At 64.2% G+C, this 15,026-nt stretch carries 16 protein-coding genes and 1 tRNA gene; 11 read left to right on the forward strand and 6 right to left on the reverse strand.

Annotated features, from left to right (window positions below; all coding sequences use genetic code 11):
* Positions 1 to 9 precede the first annotated feature (9 nt).
* Complete coding sequence (locus ABIA65_RS11740) at positions 10 to 582, reverse strand: TetR/AcrR family transcriptional regulator (RefSeq protein ID WP_241403147.1); 573 nt, start codon at positions 580 to 582, stop codon at positions 10 to 12.
* A 429-nt stretch (positions 583 to 1,011) separates the two neighbouring features.
* Between ABIA65_RS11740 and ABIA65_RS11745 the strand changes: the two genes are divergently transcribed.
* Positions 1,012 to 1,332: a hypothetical protein gene (locus ABIA65_RS11745; protein ID WP_354523597.1), complete on the forward strand. Its 321-nt coding sequence runs from the start codon at positions 1,012 to 1,014 to the stop codon at positions 1,330 to 1,332.
* A 44-nt stretch (positions 1,333 to 1,376) separates the two neighbouring features.
* Positions 1,377 to 1,754 (forward strand): heme-binding protein, encoded by a 378-nt coding sequence (locus ABIA65_RS11750; protein WP_241403142.1) that lies wholly within the window; start codon positions 1,377 to 1,379, stop codon positions 1,752 to 1,754.
* Positions 1,755 to 1,774: 20 nt separating this feature from the next.
* On the opposite strand, the gene ABIA65_RS11755 is transcribed toward ABIA65_RS11750, so the two are convergent.
* A complete protein-coding gene (locus tag ABIA65_RS11755) occupies positions 1,775 to 2,449 on the reverse strand; it encodes a pyridoxamine 5'-phosphate oxidase family protein (RefSeq protein WP_354523598.1) in 675 nt (224 codons plus the stop codon).
* Positions 2,450 to 2,623: 174 nt separating this feature from the next.
* Between ABIA65_RS11755 and pdxR the strand changes: the two genes are divergently transcribed.
* The gene (gene pdxR / locus ABIA65_RS11760) at positions 2,624 to 3,997 is read left to right on the forward strand and encodes a MocR-like pyridoxine biosynthesis transcription factor PdxR (protein WP_241403140.1); all 1,374 of its coding nucleotides are present in this window, start codon (positions 2,624 to 2,626) and stop codon (positions 3,995 to 3,997) included.
* 47 nt (positions 3,998 to 4,044) lie between these two features.
* On the opposite strand, the gene ABIA65_RS11765 is transcribed toward pdxR, so the two are convergent.
* Positions 4,045 to 4,109, reverse strand: a tRNA-Phe gene (locus tag ABIA65_RS11765).
* 174 nt (positions 4,110 to 4,283) lie between these two features.
* Here ABIA65_RS11765 and ABIA65_RS11770 point away from each other — a divergent pair.
* Entirely contained in the window at positions 4,284 to 5,819 is a 1,536-nt protein-coding gene (locus ABIA65_RS11770) for a rolling circle replication-associated protein (protein ID WP_354523599.1), read from the forward strand.
* 35 nt (positions 5,820 to 5,854) lie between these two features.
* The gene (locus tag ABIA65_RS11775; protein WP_354523600.1) at positions 5,855 to 6,061 is read left to right on the forward strand and encodes a hypothetical protein; all 207 of its coding nucleotides are present in this window, start codon (positions 5,855 to 5,857) and stop codon (positions 6,059 to 6,061) included.
* A gap of 34 nt (positions 6,062 to 6,095) precedes the next feature.
* Here the strand turns inward: ABIA65_RS11775 and ABIA65_RS11780 are convergent, their stop codons facing one another.
* Complete coding sequence (locus ABIA65_RS11780) at positions 6,096 to 6,707, reverse strand: hypothetical protein (RefSeq protein ID WP_354523601.1); 612 nt, start codon at positions 6,705 to 6,707, stop codon at positions 6,096 to 6,098.
* 68 nt (positions 6,708 to 6,775) lie between these two features.
* Entirely contained in the window at positions 6,776 to 8,410 is a 1,635-nt protein-coding gene (locus ABIA65_RS11785) for an integrase (RefSeq protein ID WP_354523602.1), read from the reverse strand.
* Positions 8,411 to 8,742: 332 nt separating this feature from the next.
* On the opposite strand from ABIA65_RS11785, the gene ABIA65_RS11790 reads away from it, so the two are divergent.
* From ABIA65_RS11790 to ABIA65_RS11810, 5 genes are all read left to right on the forward strand, one after another.
* The gene (locus tag ABIA65_RS11790) at positions 8,743 to 9,123 is read left to right on the forward strand and encodes a TIR domain-containing protein (RefSeq protein WP_354523603.1); all 381 of its coding nucleotides are present in this window, start codon (positions 8,743 to 8,745) and stop codon (positions 9,121 to 9,123) included.
* Positions 9,120 to 9,599: a RipA family octameric membrane protein gene (locus ABIA65_RS11795; RefSeq protein ID WP_354523604.1), complete on the forward strand. Its 480-nt coding sequence runs from the start codon at positions 9,120 to 9,122 to the stop codon at positions 9,597 to 9,599. Before ABIA65_RS11790 ends, ABIA65_RS11795 begins: the two co-directional genes overlap by 4 nt.
* A complete protein-coding gene (locus ABIA65_RS11800) occupies positions 9,596 to 9,892 on the forward strand; it encodes a DUF7701 domain-containing protein (RefSeq protein ID WP_354523605.1) in 297 nt (98 codons plus the stop codon). Before ABIA65_RS11795 ends, ABIA65_RS11800 begins: the two co-directional genes overlap by 4 nt.
* Before the next feature lie 910 nt (positions 9,893 to 10,802).
* Positions 10,803 to 12,404 carry an outer membrane porin GjpA gene (gjpA, locus tag ABIA65_RS11805; RefSeq protein WP_354523606.1) on the forward strand — a complete coding sequence of 534 codons (1,602 nt, stop codon included), beginning with the start codon at positions 10,803 to 10,805 and terminating at the stop codon, positions 12,402 to 12,404.
* Between the two features lie 268 nt (positions 12,405 to 12,672).
* Positions 12,673 to 13,689: a tyrosine-type recombinase/integrase gene (locus ABIA65_RS11810; RefSeq protein ID WP_354523607.1), complete on the forward strand. Its 1,017-nt coding sequence runs from the start codon at positions 12,673 to 12,675 to the stop codon at positions 13,687 to 13,689.
* Here ABIA65_RS11810 and ABIA65_RS11815 read toward each other — a convergent pair.
* A complete protein-coding gene (locus tag ABIA65_RS11815; RefSeq protein ID WP_354523608.1) occupies positions 13,676 to 14,098 on the reverse strand; it encodes an NUDIX hydrolase in 423 nt (140 codons plus the stop codon). The genes ABIA65_RS11810 and ABIA65_RS11815 overlap by 14 nt on opposite strands.
* A gap of 93 nt (positions 14,099 to 14,191) precedes the next feature.
* Between ABIA65_RS11815 and ABIA65_RS11820 the strand changes: the two genes are divergently transcribed.
* Positions 14,192 to 14,971, forward strand: coding sequence for a GntR family transcriptional regulator (locus ABIA65_RS11820; protein ID WP_354523609.1), 780 nt, complete (start codon positions 14,192 to 14,194; stop codon positions 14,969 to 14,971).
* The last annotated feature ends 55 nt before the right edge of the window (positions 14,972 to 15,026 follow it).

The following is a 15,026-nucleotide window of genomic DNA, read 5'->3' on the forward strand; positions in this document are numbered from 1 at the left end:
CGTACCGCGTCAACCTCGCGGGCTGACCAAAGCGATGGCCGCGTCGACCGCCTCATCGGTGATGTCACTCATCCGGCCGCCACTCTCGACGGTGACCGCGGTGAGTTCACGCAGGCCGCCAAGCAGCATCACGATCCGTTGCCGTGACACGGGGCCCGCCCCGCCTGCGAGGAACCCCTCGGACTGGGCGAGCGCCTGAACCATCGTGATGAAGTTCTCCATGGCGTCGCGCTGAAGGTCGCGGGCGGTCAGTCCCAGTGCGGGCACGTCGCGGATCCAGCTCAGCATGAGCGCGGGGCGGGAGTCCACCGATGCGATCCACGCCTCAATGGCCTGGCGCACCTGCGTGTCCCATGCGGCAGTCGGGTCGACGGCGCCGGTGATCCGGCGGATCTGGGTGGCGTTGGCCTCGGCGAGCAGCGCGACGAAGCATTCGTCCTTGCTGGAGAAGTGCTCGTAGAACGTCCTGCGCGACGTGCGCGCCCGGCGCACGATGTCGGCGATCGTGGTCTTCGGATATCCGTCCTCGGCGATCGACTCCTCGAGCGCGTCGAACAGGCGTTGGCGGAAATCGGCTTTCACTGAAGGGAAAGCCTACCGCCGGTCCCGGACGGCCCGGGAAGCGGTCGAATTTCACTGGTCAAACGAACATTCGAAGCCGGTGCCGGCGATATTCGTCCGCATCCCACAGCCGTTCTGAATTCGTGATTCATCGGGCACCGGTATTTGTCGATAGGACGCGCTGCGGGAACGACCGAAGGCAACTGCCCCGTACCCGCGCCACACACCGATGGCACAGGTCAGGCCCGGCACACCTGACATGGGCTTCATGATCAAGACGAATTGTTTGCCCACTATTTCCGTAGTCAATTAATTTAGCGCGGTGTGCACATGAACGCGGGATGGGCCGTCATTCAGGAATCGCAATAACGCTCACAACGCGCAGTGGGCAGATTTATGCTCGCGAAATTAGGGCCCTGGTGCCTGTCAATCGAAGAGAGGGAGGCAGCCGTGCGATCAACACAGCGCTACCTGATAACGGGATTGGCGGCGGCCGCCGTCCCCATCGCGATAGTCGTCGCGGCGCCCCCCGCGACAGCCGACTGCAACTACGCCGGCGGGGCAACCGTGTGCGCCCAGGGCGAGGTCCGCGGCGCGGACGGGGTGCCGAGGGCGGCGACTCCGGTCGTGCCGTATCCGTGCGAGAACGACTGGTACTGCGGCACCGACTGGGATCTCGACATCGGCTGGGATCCGGGCCGTCCCAACCGGCCCAACCGTCCCGGCGGCGGCGGCGGAGGCGGCGGAGGCGGCATCATCGGAGGCCGTTGAGCGACTACCCACAACCACGTCAACCACTTGATGAAGGAGCCACCATGTTGCCCTCAATGCACTCCGCACGCCGCACGTCGGCGGTAGCCATCGGCACCGGCGCCATTGCCGGTGCCATGCTCTTCGCCGCCGCGACCGCGGCGGCCGAACCACCACCGCCTGCACCCGTTCCGCCGCCGTGCACGGCCGCCGAACTCGCGCGAGTGATGTCCGGGGTCACGTTCGACACGTCGAACTACCTGACTGAGAACCCCCCAGTCAACGACTTCTTCACGAGTCTCAAGGGCCAGCCCAAGGACCAGATCTCAGCTCAGGTGCAGACGTACCTGGATGCCAACCCGGGTGTGAGGGAGGAACTTCAACGCATCCGGCAACCCTCGAGGGACTTCCGGGATCGGTGTGGGGCCCCGGTGACCCCCTGAGGGCCTGCTAGGCGATCAACCTACGGCCGTGCCAGCCGCCGGGACCAAGCCGCGGCTGACTTCTTCAGGGACTCGGGTCGCTCGGCCTCGACACCGGGCTGGGTCACCGGCTGCCCGATGCCGGTGTCGAACGGAACGTAGCCGGTCCAGATGCCGGGCTCGGGGGCCTCGTCGGGATGTCCCTCTCTCGCCTTCACGCTGGCCGAGTCCAGCGACAGTCGCAGCACATAGGTGGCGGCCAGTTCGCGTTTGGTCGGTGGACGCACTTCGGTCCATCGCCCGGGCATGAGGTGCTCGGAGATCTTGCGCACGCAGTCCTCACGTTCCTCGGCAGGCACGGCGAGCGCGGTGCCGAAGACGACGGCGCAGCGGTAGTTCACAGTCGAGTCGAACAGGGATTGGGCGTAGACGAGTCCATCGAAGATCGAGATCGTTGCCACGAGATCCACACCTGCGTTCGCCGACTTGGTGAGCCCCGCCCCCGACGAACCGTGCATGAGCAGGAACTCGCCGTCTCGCACGTAGGCCATTGGGATCACCATCGGCTTGCCGTCTGGGCGGACGAATCCGATGTGCGCGATGGTGCCGGCATCAAGGATGGCGTGCAGATCAGAGCGGTTCCTTCGCTGCAGCTCCTTGTAGCGGTGCACGCGAAGCTCGGGGGTATCGGGCAGCTTATCGAGGCTCACTGTCATGCAGGCGATGGTGCCGCCCCGCCCAGCCGTGACAACAGTCCAAAACCACCGATTCCGACCAGTCCACTGCTCACGCGACCCGTTGCGTCGCTGCGGGGATGGGATGATCGTGCGGCTTGCCGACGGGCCGCACGCCCGGGCGAAAGGGGTGTTGGCACGGCCGTGGATATTCCGATGGACATCGACCGCGCCAGCGGTGAGGCCATCCGGTTGCAGATCGTGCGGCAGCTTCGGGCGGCGATCGAATCCGGGTTGCTGGGGCCGGGCTGCGCCGTGCCCTCGAGCCGCAGACTGGCCACGACACTCGGCGTCTCCAGGAGCACGGTGGTGTCAGCGCTGCTCGAACTCGAGGGCGAGGGCTGGATCGAGTCCGCCCAGGGCGCAGGCACTTACGTGTCGCATCGACCGGACGCCCCACGCTCGGGCGGCCTCGACGACCCGCGCACCGACACCTCTGCCGATGCACAGATCGAGATCGACATGCGCCCCGGGGATGTGAACTCCGCCGACGTCTCGATGGCGGGGTGGCGCGCGGCCTGGCGCACCGTCGAGCCCTCGAGCGCACCGCCGCCGTCGGCCGGTTGTCCCGCACTGCGTCAAGCGCTGTCGTCGTACCTGGGATCCTCGCGCGGCCTCCCCTGCGAACCCCGGCAGATCGTGGTGTGCGCGGGCACCGCCGAGGCTCTCACCCTGCTCGCACTCGCCTTCGACTGGCGCGGTGCGGCGGTAGCCGTCGAGGACCCCGGTTACCCCCAGGTGCGTGACGCATTCGCAGCGCTGGGCGTGCGGTGGGCTCCGCTGGATGTCACCGACCCGGGACGTCTGCTCAGCAATCTGCGGTCCATCGATGCGGGGATCGCCGCGGTGTACCTAACCCCCAGCCACCAATATCCACTGGGGCATCGGATCGATCCAGGCATGCGGCGCGACATCATCGAGTGGTCACGCACGTCCGGGGTGATCCTCCTGGAGGACGACTACGACAGCGAGTTCCGGTTCGGGGTCGCGCCGCTGCCCAGCCTCGCCGGCCTGGACCCCGACGCCAGCACCGTGTACCTGGGCACCATCTCGAAGGTGCTCGACCCGGGACTTCGGCTGAGCTATCTGCGGGTGCCGCCACACCTGCTCGACCGCGTCCTGCAGGTGCGCGACATGCTGGGGGCCACCGTCGCCGCACCCGTTCAACAGGCCGTCGCGCACCTCATCGGCAGCGGCGAGCTGGCCCGCCACATCGCCCGGGTGCGTCGGCTCTACCAAGACCGACGCCGGGTGTTGTTGCAGGAGCTTGCGATGGTCCCGGCGATCACCCATATCGCGGGAACCGAGGCCGGATTGCACGTGGTGGCACAGCTGCGCCGGGACATCTCGTCGGCCGCCGTTGTCGACCAAGCCCGGGATCACGGTGTGCTCGTCACTGATCTGGACGATTACCGGGCCCAGCCCGACGCCCAGAGCCCGGGTCTCGTGCTTGGGTACGGCCAGTTGCGGCCCGCCACGATCCGGCAGGCAGTGGGCCGGCTTGCGGCGCTGCCCGCGCTGCGGTGTTAGCGGGCTCCAAAAGCAGAAGACCCGCTGTCGCCAGCGGGTCTTAAAAGTGGCCAGGGCCGGGATCGAACCGGCGACCTTCCGCTTTTCAGGCGGATGAGATAGCCACTGACCTGCGGTTTATCTGCTTCTATGCGTCTTATGTGCCGCATTGAGCAGGGCTGACGTACTCAGCTTGTCCGGCGAACGGACATAAACCGGACATGGTGTTTGCACTCCCGACCAGGAGCTTCCGTGCTGCCGCTTGCGTTGTGGGCAGCTTCGAAGGCTCCGGGGAGCAGGCACCCCGATGCTCAGCATCGCATCGTCAGCCACCGGACCGACACCCTCGACGGGCGGCTCGGCATCGGCATCAGAACATCCGTCCTCGCGGCACGGTTCTGCTGGCGCCTCGGTTGACGGGAGGTCGCGAGCGCCCGAGGCCGCCAGGCCGCAGGGCGCGAGAGCGACAGCGGTCGGCCGGACGTCGACCGAGGCACCCGGCATCACCCCGGCCACGGCCGGCGGGCTTGTTATATGTGCCGAAAATGTCCGCGGCCCACTCGCTGACGGGATCGCGACCGGCGAGCTGCGGGCGATCGATGCATTGGGACTGCGGTTCCCGAGCCCCGAGATGGTCACCGCGGCTGCGGCGCTGTTCGAGCCGGCGGCACCGTGGGCTTGTGGTCCTGGGCGCCGAGGTACCGAACCTGAATCCGGACGGTTTCGCATCACTGTTGGTCCTGGTGTCGTACGGCTCGGGTGGACCAATCCCGTCCGGGTCGAGAAGACCGCCGAGCGGACCGTCGGTCGTCACCAACGTGACGTTGACGATGCGAAATTTCACGTCAGAGACGACCTCGCCCTCGCAGATGGGGACAGTGATCAGGCCGTCGTGTCTTCGATACGACGGAGTCCTACGGCACCCGGCCATGGCCCTGCTGGCGGTGTCATTACCGAGTGGTCCCGCAGATCCCGGTCGGCGATGTGCCGCACGTTCGCCGAACTCGACTACGTCCCCCTTGTGGAATCTGGCCGCGTCCCGGCGATGGTCACACTCACCTATCCTGGTGACTGGGAAGCCGTCGCGCCGGACGGGGCCAGCGTGAAGCGGCATATGGTTTTGTGGCGCAAACGCTTTCAACGCGAGTATGGCGAACCGGCTCGCTACATCTGGAAGCTGGAATTCCAACGGCGCGGCGCCCCGCACATTCACTTGTGGATGGCACCGCCGATGTCACCCGGCCGCTCGGGTCGGGGCTTCGCCCAGTGGTTGTCCAACACCTGGGCTCAGGTTGTCGACCATCCTGACGCCGAGCAGAAGGCGCGGCATCTACTCGCCGGCACCGCCGTCGACGTTCGTAGCGGACTGAAAGCGTGCGATCCGAAACGGTTGGCCATCTACTTCACCAAGCACTCATCACCAAACCTGGACGGCGACAAGGAATACCAGCACATCGTGCCGGAGCATTGGCGACAGCCCGGACGCGGTCCCGGCCGGTTCTGGGGCGTGTACGGACTCAAGAAGGCCGTCGCAGTTGTCGAGGTTGCCCAAGACGCTTACTTGGCGGCGCGTCGGGTCGTGCGGCGGTGGTCACGCAGCCAAGCAGTCTATGGCGATTCGGGCAGCCGCTTCCCCACTGCAGTGGTGCCACGCACGGCCGTCCGCGTGGTCAGTCGTGTCGAGCAAGACACCGGCGTGGTGGGGTATCGGCGGGTGCGGCGACGACGGATGCTCTGCAATCATGGCGGCCTGGCTGGCGGCTACGCGTTGGTCAACGACGGTCCCGGTTTCGCGGCACAGCTCGCCCGCGCGATCAGCCAGGCGCATAGTGGAATTGCTTAGCTGACGTGTCAGTGTGGCGCCGTAGATTCCGCTCCATGGCGACCTACATGCTGAGCGAGAGCGCCGAAGGATGGGTGCTCTACGACGACAAAGGCCGCACGGCAGTCCTGGCCGTCAACCTCAATTCCGCTCTGCTCGACGCAGCAAAAGTGATGCGGGACAACGGCGACCCGGTTCAGGGAGGATGGGCACGCGCGTCGAACGAAGAAGTCATGACGCTGCGGTTCACGCCAGCCGCTTAGCCCCGATCGCTCCATCACCATCGGTGTCGAGCATTTAGTCATGTGGCTGCTGGGAAGTTCCCTCAACTCCTTCGAGGTAGGCGTCCAGGCACTGCTGCAGAACTATCAGCGAGAGCGGCATGACCTCTTCGGCGTCAACGTCGCCGACGTCAGACCCGTCCGGAAGGAAGAAGCCTCCAGTGCTGAGTTCTACGTGGATCCAGAAACGGTGCAGATCCGTCAACGTGGCGATCGCGTCGACCAAGAGCCCAACGTCCGGGTCTGCATCAGGATCTACGATGTATTTGACCAGCTCGTGGACAAGGTCATCACGGTGATCGCGGATTGAGTCAAGCCGATCCGCCTGAATCTGCGTAATTGCATTATTCTGGACTAGCCACAGCAAAGACGCGCGAAACCGGTTCGGCGCCAACAACAAAACGTGACGACGATACCGTTCCTGTTCCTCGGCAGTCATCGAACAGCTGCCGTCAAGGTTCAGGTCCAAACAAAAGAATTCACGAACCTTGTCCAGCACCGCGTGCTTGAGCATCTCATGCGTGACCTGGTAGAGGCCAGCGAACGCCAACGTTCCTCGGATGATGTCTGGCCGCAGTTTCGCGTGTAGCCGCCGTTCGTAACCGACCGGGTCCTCTTGATAGCCCATGGACACAAGTCTGACGGCATGACGTCGGCTATCGCCATCAGATTTGTTCAGATAGCAAAGAGAGACCGCTATGGCTCCAGTAGGTCGACCAGGTGCCGCGCGTCATCACCGCCGAGCAGGTCCATATTGAGCTGCGCCCTGGCCGCCAGTTGAAGGGCACCAACTCCTTCTGCAAGTGCGGCATGCGTCAGACGGTCGAGTCCAGCTCCGATGAGCGGTGCGGCTGTTCTAAGAGCTGTCGGTAGAGCAATCGATCCTGTTGTCCCACCGTGCATCAAAATATTTCGCTGCCGGTAGAGGCGCCTGAATGCTGTTCTCATGTGATTGTTCACGTCTCCGAGAGTGTGCTTCGGCGCTCCAACCAACGACCGCATGCGGCTTTCCGCAGCTCGATCTGACGGGCTGTTGAGGGTGAGTATCCGCCCCGACTCCAATGCGCCCGCCACCAGTCGCGCCCGCTCGCTGTTAATTGGCACTTGGTCGAGTTGAGCGCTGAGGCGATCGGGCGGATCGGGTGCGTGTCGGAATGACAGAGTGGTCAATTCGCCGCGCGGCCAGGATGCCGTCACCAGGACTGCCATTCGATCCGCCGCCACCGCGCCACGACCCTCACGGGCATCGTCTGCATCGGAGGGCGTCGTTAGCAGAGCCTCGATAGCCGCCCACCCACCGGAGACGGCGGGACCAGGGGAACCGTAATTCAGTGGTGCAGCCAGCTCAAGTGCATCGTCAACTGCAGTCGGTGAGTCTACGTCGTAGACTTTTCCTTCGGCCTCGAGTGACAACACGTACGCGGAGCGCGCCTCCTTCTTCAGCCGAATCTCGTACGCCTTCTGGCTATCTCGAACCCAAACAAAGCCGGCCACTTCCGGCCCGGCACTTGAGAAACCACGGCCGTGGCTACTACGAGCTTTGAGCCGATCGACGGTACTCACCACCTGTTCCGCGGCCGCGAAGGGATCGCGCGCTTTCACTTTGTAGTGGAAGCCACCATGCAGACGAAGTCCGCCGGGAAATTTGTTGGGAGACAGCCAATCCCGCATTTGCGTCGTGCTCATCCAGTTCGGCAGTGGCGTTGCTAGCTGTGCATATCTAGGTAGAGAGACGAACGGAATTACTGCGTCGAACTCTCTGTCTGTGCCCGTTGCTAGCTCCTTGGCGGATTCGAAGAGATCGGCCAGTGTGCCGTTGCTGTTATGAAGTCGACCAGCCCACTGGCGCAAAAACCGTACGCTGTAGCCGCAGTCAAGGAGGTGAGAGGCGACTGCACGGGAACAACGCTCCGGAGAGGCCGGAGTAGCTGCATCCGCGGCTCGCGCCCATCCGTCCAGATAGTCCCTGTTGATGAATTCGATCAGCTCATTCAGTCGCCGGTGGTGGCGACTTCCGCATGGCACATTCGACCGGAGAGTTTTACCCAGCTGGACACGCAGGTCGCGTTCGCCGACACCGCGATCACGTCCCGCGAGTCTGTCAATGTCCCGCGCAAGCCACGCCACCGCAGAAGCGGACAGTACCCCCTTCGACTGCCAGTCCGTCGCCTCCGCGAGTTCCCGCAAAGCGAGCACGGTGCCTGTGTCCCACAGCCGGCGCTGCCAGGGAGTTGTCTCGCCGAAGAAATCACGGAGCCGAGCGACTATATGCTGCGGATACGGGTCGTTGGCCAGCGAGTTCGCGAGCTGACCACCCGCCTGATTGCTCATGACAACATTTTGACGTACCGTAAAGGGCACGCACACAGCGGACAGTCTTAAGCCCGGGAACCGCCTCTAACGAGGCCGTTCCCGGCTTTTTTTGGCCGCTCCGCGAGTGAATGACCGGGATCGGCCCCATAACTCGTTGCAGCCGCCGCTGCCCGATCAGCCGTCTCAACCGAACTCCAGGCGTTTGCCGAACCTCGTCCCGTCCACCTGCTCGCCCTCGGGTGCCGCCCTGATGGAAGCCGGAGTACCCGCGACTTGTCCGTGGCTTCTGGCAGTGTCTTCCGGCAAGCCGGCCACGATGCCGGGAGGAGTTCCGCCAAAGGGAGCACAGCGTGGCACAACGAGCCTTCATCAGCTTCGACTACGACAACGACGCAAGGTTGAAGGACCTGCTGATCGGCCAGTCGAAGAATCCCGACTCGCCCTTCGAAGTGCACGACTGGTCGATCAAGACGGCCTCGCCAACATGGCGTGACGAGGCCAGACGCCGGATCCGTGCGAGCGGTCTGGTGATCGTCCTGTGCGGCAAGCACACCCACCTTGCCACTGGTGTCGGCGTCGAGCTTGGCATCGCCCAAGCGGAGGGCGTGGACTACTTCCACCTCGCCGGATACAAGGAAGGGTCGACCCGTCCGACCACGGCGGAGACCACCGACAAAATGTACAACTGGACCTGGGAGAACCTCAAGAAGTTGGTGAACGGCGGGCGATGAGCGAGCTACGCGATTCTCTACCGGACCCCCGGGTACTGGACATTTACAAGCTGGCCGTCGAGATGGCGGACCGCATTTCCGCCCGTCGCGCCGTAGCCAATGCCTTCTTCCTCACCGTGAACACCACTCTTGTCGCAGTGGTTGGCCTGTCCACGACGCAGCCAGACTCTGCTCTGCGGTTCACCACGGTGTGTCTAGCCGGTGTCGCAGTGTCCGTGTGCTGGTGGCTCCTGCTCCGCGTCTACCGCCGGCTCAACGCCGCCAAGTTCGCAGTGATCAACCAGATCGAGGCAGATCATTTGCCGGTCAAGCCCTACACCGACGAGTGGGTGGAGCTGATGCCCGGCGAGCAGACGGCCACACGCCGCGCACGGCTGGGGAAAGCATTCCGCGAGCTGGGCGACATCGAGCGAATCGTGCCAATCGTCTTCGGATTGCTGTACATCGTCCTGCTGGTCGGCAGACTGATGACATGAGCTACCTCGACGCCGACGCCGAGCTGATCCGGAGCTGTATACCCAAAGGCACCGGCGTGCCCAAGGACTCCGGCGACCTGTTCCTCTTCTATGCCGTGCTCATGCGCGCCAAAGGCGAAACCACGCAGGCCGCCGACGTGCACGACGCATGGTCCGCCTGGATGTCCCGCAGCGAACCCAACCACGAATCGATCCGCCCCTTCGACCAACTGTCGCCGTCGGTCCAAAACGAAGACAAACCGTTCCTCGCCGCAATACGGAGCGCCGCCCGAACCCGCGCAGAGAACAGCTGACAGCCTTCGAGCTGCCCCATGGGTCACGGTGCAGGCACCAGCGACGTGGTCAGATCTATGTCTCGGCTGGAGCCACGAACGACTCTGCCACCTGGGCCTGTGCGACACGGTCGTCGCACGCGCGGCGTAGAAACCGATTCCGCCCAAAGACGGAGGCCGTCGCCTGCCCCCGGCGAGCACTGCCACGGGTATCTGCGGAACTCCGACACACCCAGCTAACGACGGCTCGCGCCTACACATCCCGATAGATCGCGTGGCCGCAGACAGGCCCGGCCGAGGGGGTGGGGGTGTTCGGTCTGGGGACGATGGCGATCGAGTGGACACGTCGCGCGCCGCACCCGATCGCCCAGACTGTGCCAGAGGGCGGGAAGTTCACTCCGGCGAACGTTGGCGGAGAGGCGACGCGGATGTGGTGAACGTGTTTCATTTTGCGGCTCCGCGCTGGATAACTGATGGTGGGTGTAGTAAGGCGACGGCAAAGCTGCGGAAGGCGTGGGCGGCAACAACAACGCCCGCCGGACGATAGTTGACAACCGGGCTGAGCAATCGCCTAGCGTTCGACTGACAGTCGGGTCAGTACGCTGTCAGCTATCTGACATGGCGCGATCTCATCGATGCGACCGGGTTAATCAGGGCTACTTTGGCGTGATAGCGACGTATCGCGTGAGGTAGCGACGCTTCGTATCGGCTTTTACAGTCCGTGGAGACTCTCGGGTGGATCGGTTGTGGTCCAAGACCGCGGCACCCCGCCGACGCTACCGATGAGTAGCTAGTTCGCTACTACAAAGACGACCGCAGCAGCGTTGCTCGACCAAAGTAGAACAGGTTCTACAAATACTCCAACGTTCAAATAATTCTCAGGTAGCGTCACGCCCGTCAATATCGACGGTCATCAAACCTAGGAGACTGCGTGCAACTCACGGTTCGCCCCTACGTCACGGCAGGAATCGCGCTGGTCGGTGCCAGTGTCATCGCCGCCACCCCCATCACCCCCCTGCCGGACACCCAGGCGGCCCGCACCGCGGTCTCCAGTGCCTCGGTGCAGCTCTCGGCGATGGCCAATCCCCTCCAGCCGTGGGTCAACTCGTTCAACACCGCCTCCGCCAACGCCACGAGGGTCGCCGACTTCTACTTCAAAGCGCCCGGTGCCGTCCTGCAGCAGGCCATCGTTAACCAGGTCAACTACCTCGGGGTGCTGCTCAACAACCCGGGCCACATCGGCGCCGTACTCAACGACATCGGCACGAATCTGCAGAACGCGTTCAACGCCGCCACCTTCCTCGGCGGGACACCGGCGGATCTCAAACGTTGGGCCGCGGACTCCAACGACGCAATCCACTCCCTCATGTGGGGGGCTCTCACGGGCCTCACCCCCCATCCCGCGATCCCGGCTCTCAACGAGCCGATCCGGACAGTCCTTCAGCTCCTGGCGTCACCGCTAACCGGTGTCCTGATGGGCTTGTCGGGCCCGTTCGTGAGCCCCGTGGTGGCGGCCCTCAACAGCATCCGCGCCATCTTGACCGCCCCGGACATTCAAACGGCATTGCAGACGCTCGTCGCCATGCCAGCTACCGTTGTTGGGGCCTTCTTCAACGGTGCGTCCCTCAACCTTGACGCGCTGGTGCCGCTGATCAGTGCATCCGGGATTATGCCGGCCGGCTTCAACATCACTTCTCTCGGCGTGGAACTTGGCGGACTGTTCACCTCCGGGGCCACGAAGTCCGTGGCCGGGGTATTCCAGCCCGGCGGCTCGATCTTCAACTCCCTGACCTTCGTTACTCAACTAGGAGGCTCACCACTAACCGTTCTGGGCCGTGCGGTCGGCCCGCTTGCCGCGTTGGCGAGTCTTTCGCAGATGATCGCCAAGGCAATCGGTTGGGACGGTGTGGGTAACCCCCTGGCCAAGCTGAAATTCCCGCAGATCACCGGTCCCAGCATGCTGAGGAGCAACGTGTTGGCTGCCGCGGTTGATACTGCGCCGACCGTTGACACTGTCGCCTCGCTGCCATCGGTGAACGCCCAGATGGTCTCGCTGGGCGCCGGTTCGACCCCCGGAGTGGACGCTGCTGCGGGGCAGACGCCGGCTCTGGCCATCGAGGCGCCCAAGGTCGAGGTCACGCCGGAACCCGCAACACCGATCGAGGCGGAAGCGCCCGCTGACGTGCCGACCGATGTCACGGAAACTGAGCCATCCGAACCGAGTACGACGGCACCGGCCGAGGGTGAGACCACTGACACCGACACCGACACCGGCACTGGCACTGGCACTGGCACTGACACTGACACCACCGTGACGCCTGTCGATACCAAGGACGGCAACAAGGTGGTGCCCGGTGTCAAGGCCGGGGCCAACAACAAGTCCGGCGACCGGACCCAGGCGGGGCTCAAGGCTCTCGGCGATCAGGTCGGGGCCGCGGCGAAGAACTTCGGCGACGGGATCAAGAAGGCCCTCGGCGGTAACCGCAGCACCTCCAGCGCCAACTCGAGCAGTACCGGCGGCAGCAACGAGTAACCACACCAGCTGAACCCGTGGGCCCCCTCCTTCGCACCGGAAGGAGGGGGCCTCCTGCTACCCCATACCTACCGCTGAGACCTGGCTCAGCGACCGGGCGCCACCGACGAGAGCGACCCACACCGCGCCCGACAGGCCCCCGATCTGTACGCCGCCACCACGGCGGCGCGCGGAAGCACGTTGCGCCCGCCCCGCGCCAACGCCAAGCGACAATAGCCCGAGAACCGCCATATTCTCGGCACACCATCCGGAAGGGGGCCCTCCTCGCATGACGTTGTCGGCTGACACACGACCCGACGGTCGAGCCTCGACAGCTGCGGCAATGCTGACCGGTTCGGGCCCACTTTCGTCTCACCGAACCCGTGGTGTGCCCGAGTGGTTCATCCAGTTCTTGAACGATCCGCAGTCACACCAGCTGTCAGAGACCACTTTTGCGGCTTATCGCAACGACTTCTGCCGGATCGCCGCCCACGTGACTGCTGGTGACCCAGCGGCACTCGCGGTCACTGACATCACCGAACAATCTCTGCATTCGGCATTCGCCGACTACACCCCCCATCGCGCCCCCGCGACGGTTCGCCGCTGCTGGTCCACCTGGAATCGGTTGTGCACCTACCTTCACACCACCCAACAGTTGACCGACAACCCGATGCAGGCGGTCAGCCGCCCGATGCCGACAAGCCCACTGGCCAGAGCACTCCCACGCCCCGCGGTCGACGCGTTACTTGAGACAGTTGCGCGCGATCGCGCCTCCACCAGCCGCACCGTTTGGCCCGAACGCGATGTCGCAATCATTCTCACGATCCTGCTGACCGGATTAAGCGCCGAGGAACTTCACCAACCCGACGTTGCCGACATCCGCACACGGCCCGACGGCCTCGCGATGCTGCACCTCAACCACACCAGCCGCCGGAAACGCACCATCCCCATCGAACCCGAACTGCTGTCAGTCATCGAGGACTACTTGCACAGTCGCGCAACTAGATTCAGTACGACCCTCAGCCAGGCACCTCCACAGCCCAGCGGGCTGTCAGAATGGCCAGCCCGCACGCCACTGTTCGTCGGCACCGACGGCAAACGAATCACCAACCAAATGCTGCACACCCGAATCAGGCGGACGTTCAAACACGCCGGACCGCACGCACAAACCGTGACCGACGCCCTCATAAACGGCCTCGATCACACCATGACTGGACCCGCACCCTCCGCCGTAGGCACATACACCCTGATCAACCTGCTCCACCCGCCACGCAACGCGCCGACACCCGGTGCTACACGAGATTGACCCCATCGTGCGCCCGTGACTGAGGCGCGGCTTGAAACGCATCCAAGACGCGCACCCCGAACGCCGGGACCATCGCTTCCCGTACTTCTTCCCTTGTCATCCAACGGATTTCACGCGCCTCATCGGTCGCGTGCGGTTCGCCCCCAGCAGGCCGACAGCGGTACACCAACGCGACGATTCCGTGGGCGAGGTTCTTGTAGACGCCGGTGAGGCGCTCGACAGTCACCGCGAGTCCGGTCTCTTCGAGCAGCTCACGCTGAACGCCAGCCTCGAATGATTCGCCGAGTTCCAGCACGCCGCCCGGAGCCTCCCAGTGGCCGTTATCGTCGCGCTTGATGACCAGGACACGGTCGTCGTCGCGGACCACGATTCCGGCGACGCTGACCGAGTGCTTCGGCGTGGCTGCCATGGGTGACTCCTCTTCGGGACCTGACTCCAGTAGTGACAGGGGACGTGTCGTTTCCCTAGACTAGTCGCCTAGACATGTAGGGAAGGCTCCAAAGTGCTGCAACTTGGCCAGATCGACCGAGCGGACGACAAGCCGCCATATCGGCAGATCGCTGGCATGTTGCGCGAAGCCATCAGCTCGGGCCAGCTATCCGCAGACGAACGTCTGCCATCTGAAGCTGCGTTGATCGATCACTTCGGGGTCGCCCGGATGACAGTTCGGCAGGCCGTGCAGGAGCTGCGTTCGGAAGGACTCGTGATCTCCGAGCACGGCCGTGGAGTGTTCGTTCGCCCCGCGGCCCCAATTCGGCGGCTCGCATCTGATCGGTTCGCGCGGCGACATCGTGCTAGCGGCAAGGCTGCGTTCACCGTCGAAGCGGAAAAATCGGGCTACACACCACACGTCGACAACATCACCGTGACGCGCGAGAAGCCAAATTCCGTTGTCACCGAACGTCTTCGCTTGACCGCGGATGACGACGTTGTCGTACGATCTCGGCGTTACCTCGCCGATGACCGGCCAGTTGAGACCGCGATTTCGTACATTCCTGCCACATTTGCTCAGGGCACCACGATCGAACAAGTCGATACGGGACCGGGCGGTATTTACGCGCGTCTCGAGGAGGCCGGCCACACACTCGCCCGATTCACCGAGGAAGTCGGCGCACGGATGCCCACCCCCGAAGAACGCCGCAGCCTGCAACTGGCGGCGGGGGTACCCGTCCTGACTGTGACTCGAACGGCCTACGACACCAACGACGTGGCTGTCGAAGTGTGCGACACGGTGAAGGTGGCGTCCGCCTACCTGCTCGAATACGACTTCTCGGCACGCTGAATCTTCGCGAAACCACCAAAGGCCAGGCAACGCTTGACTTACTCCTCTAGACGAC

The sequence above is a fragment of the Mycolicibacterium sp. 624 genome, from assembly GCF_040548615.1.
Lineage (GTDB): Bacteria > Actinomycetota > Actinomycetes > Mycobacteriales > Mycobacteriaceae > Mycobacterium.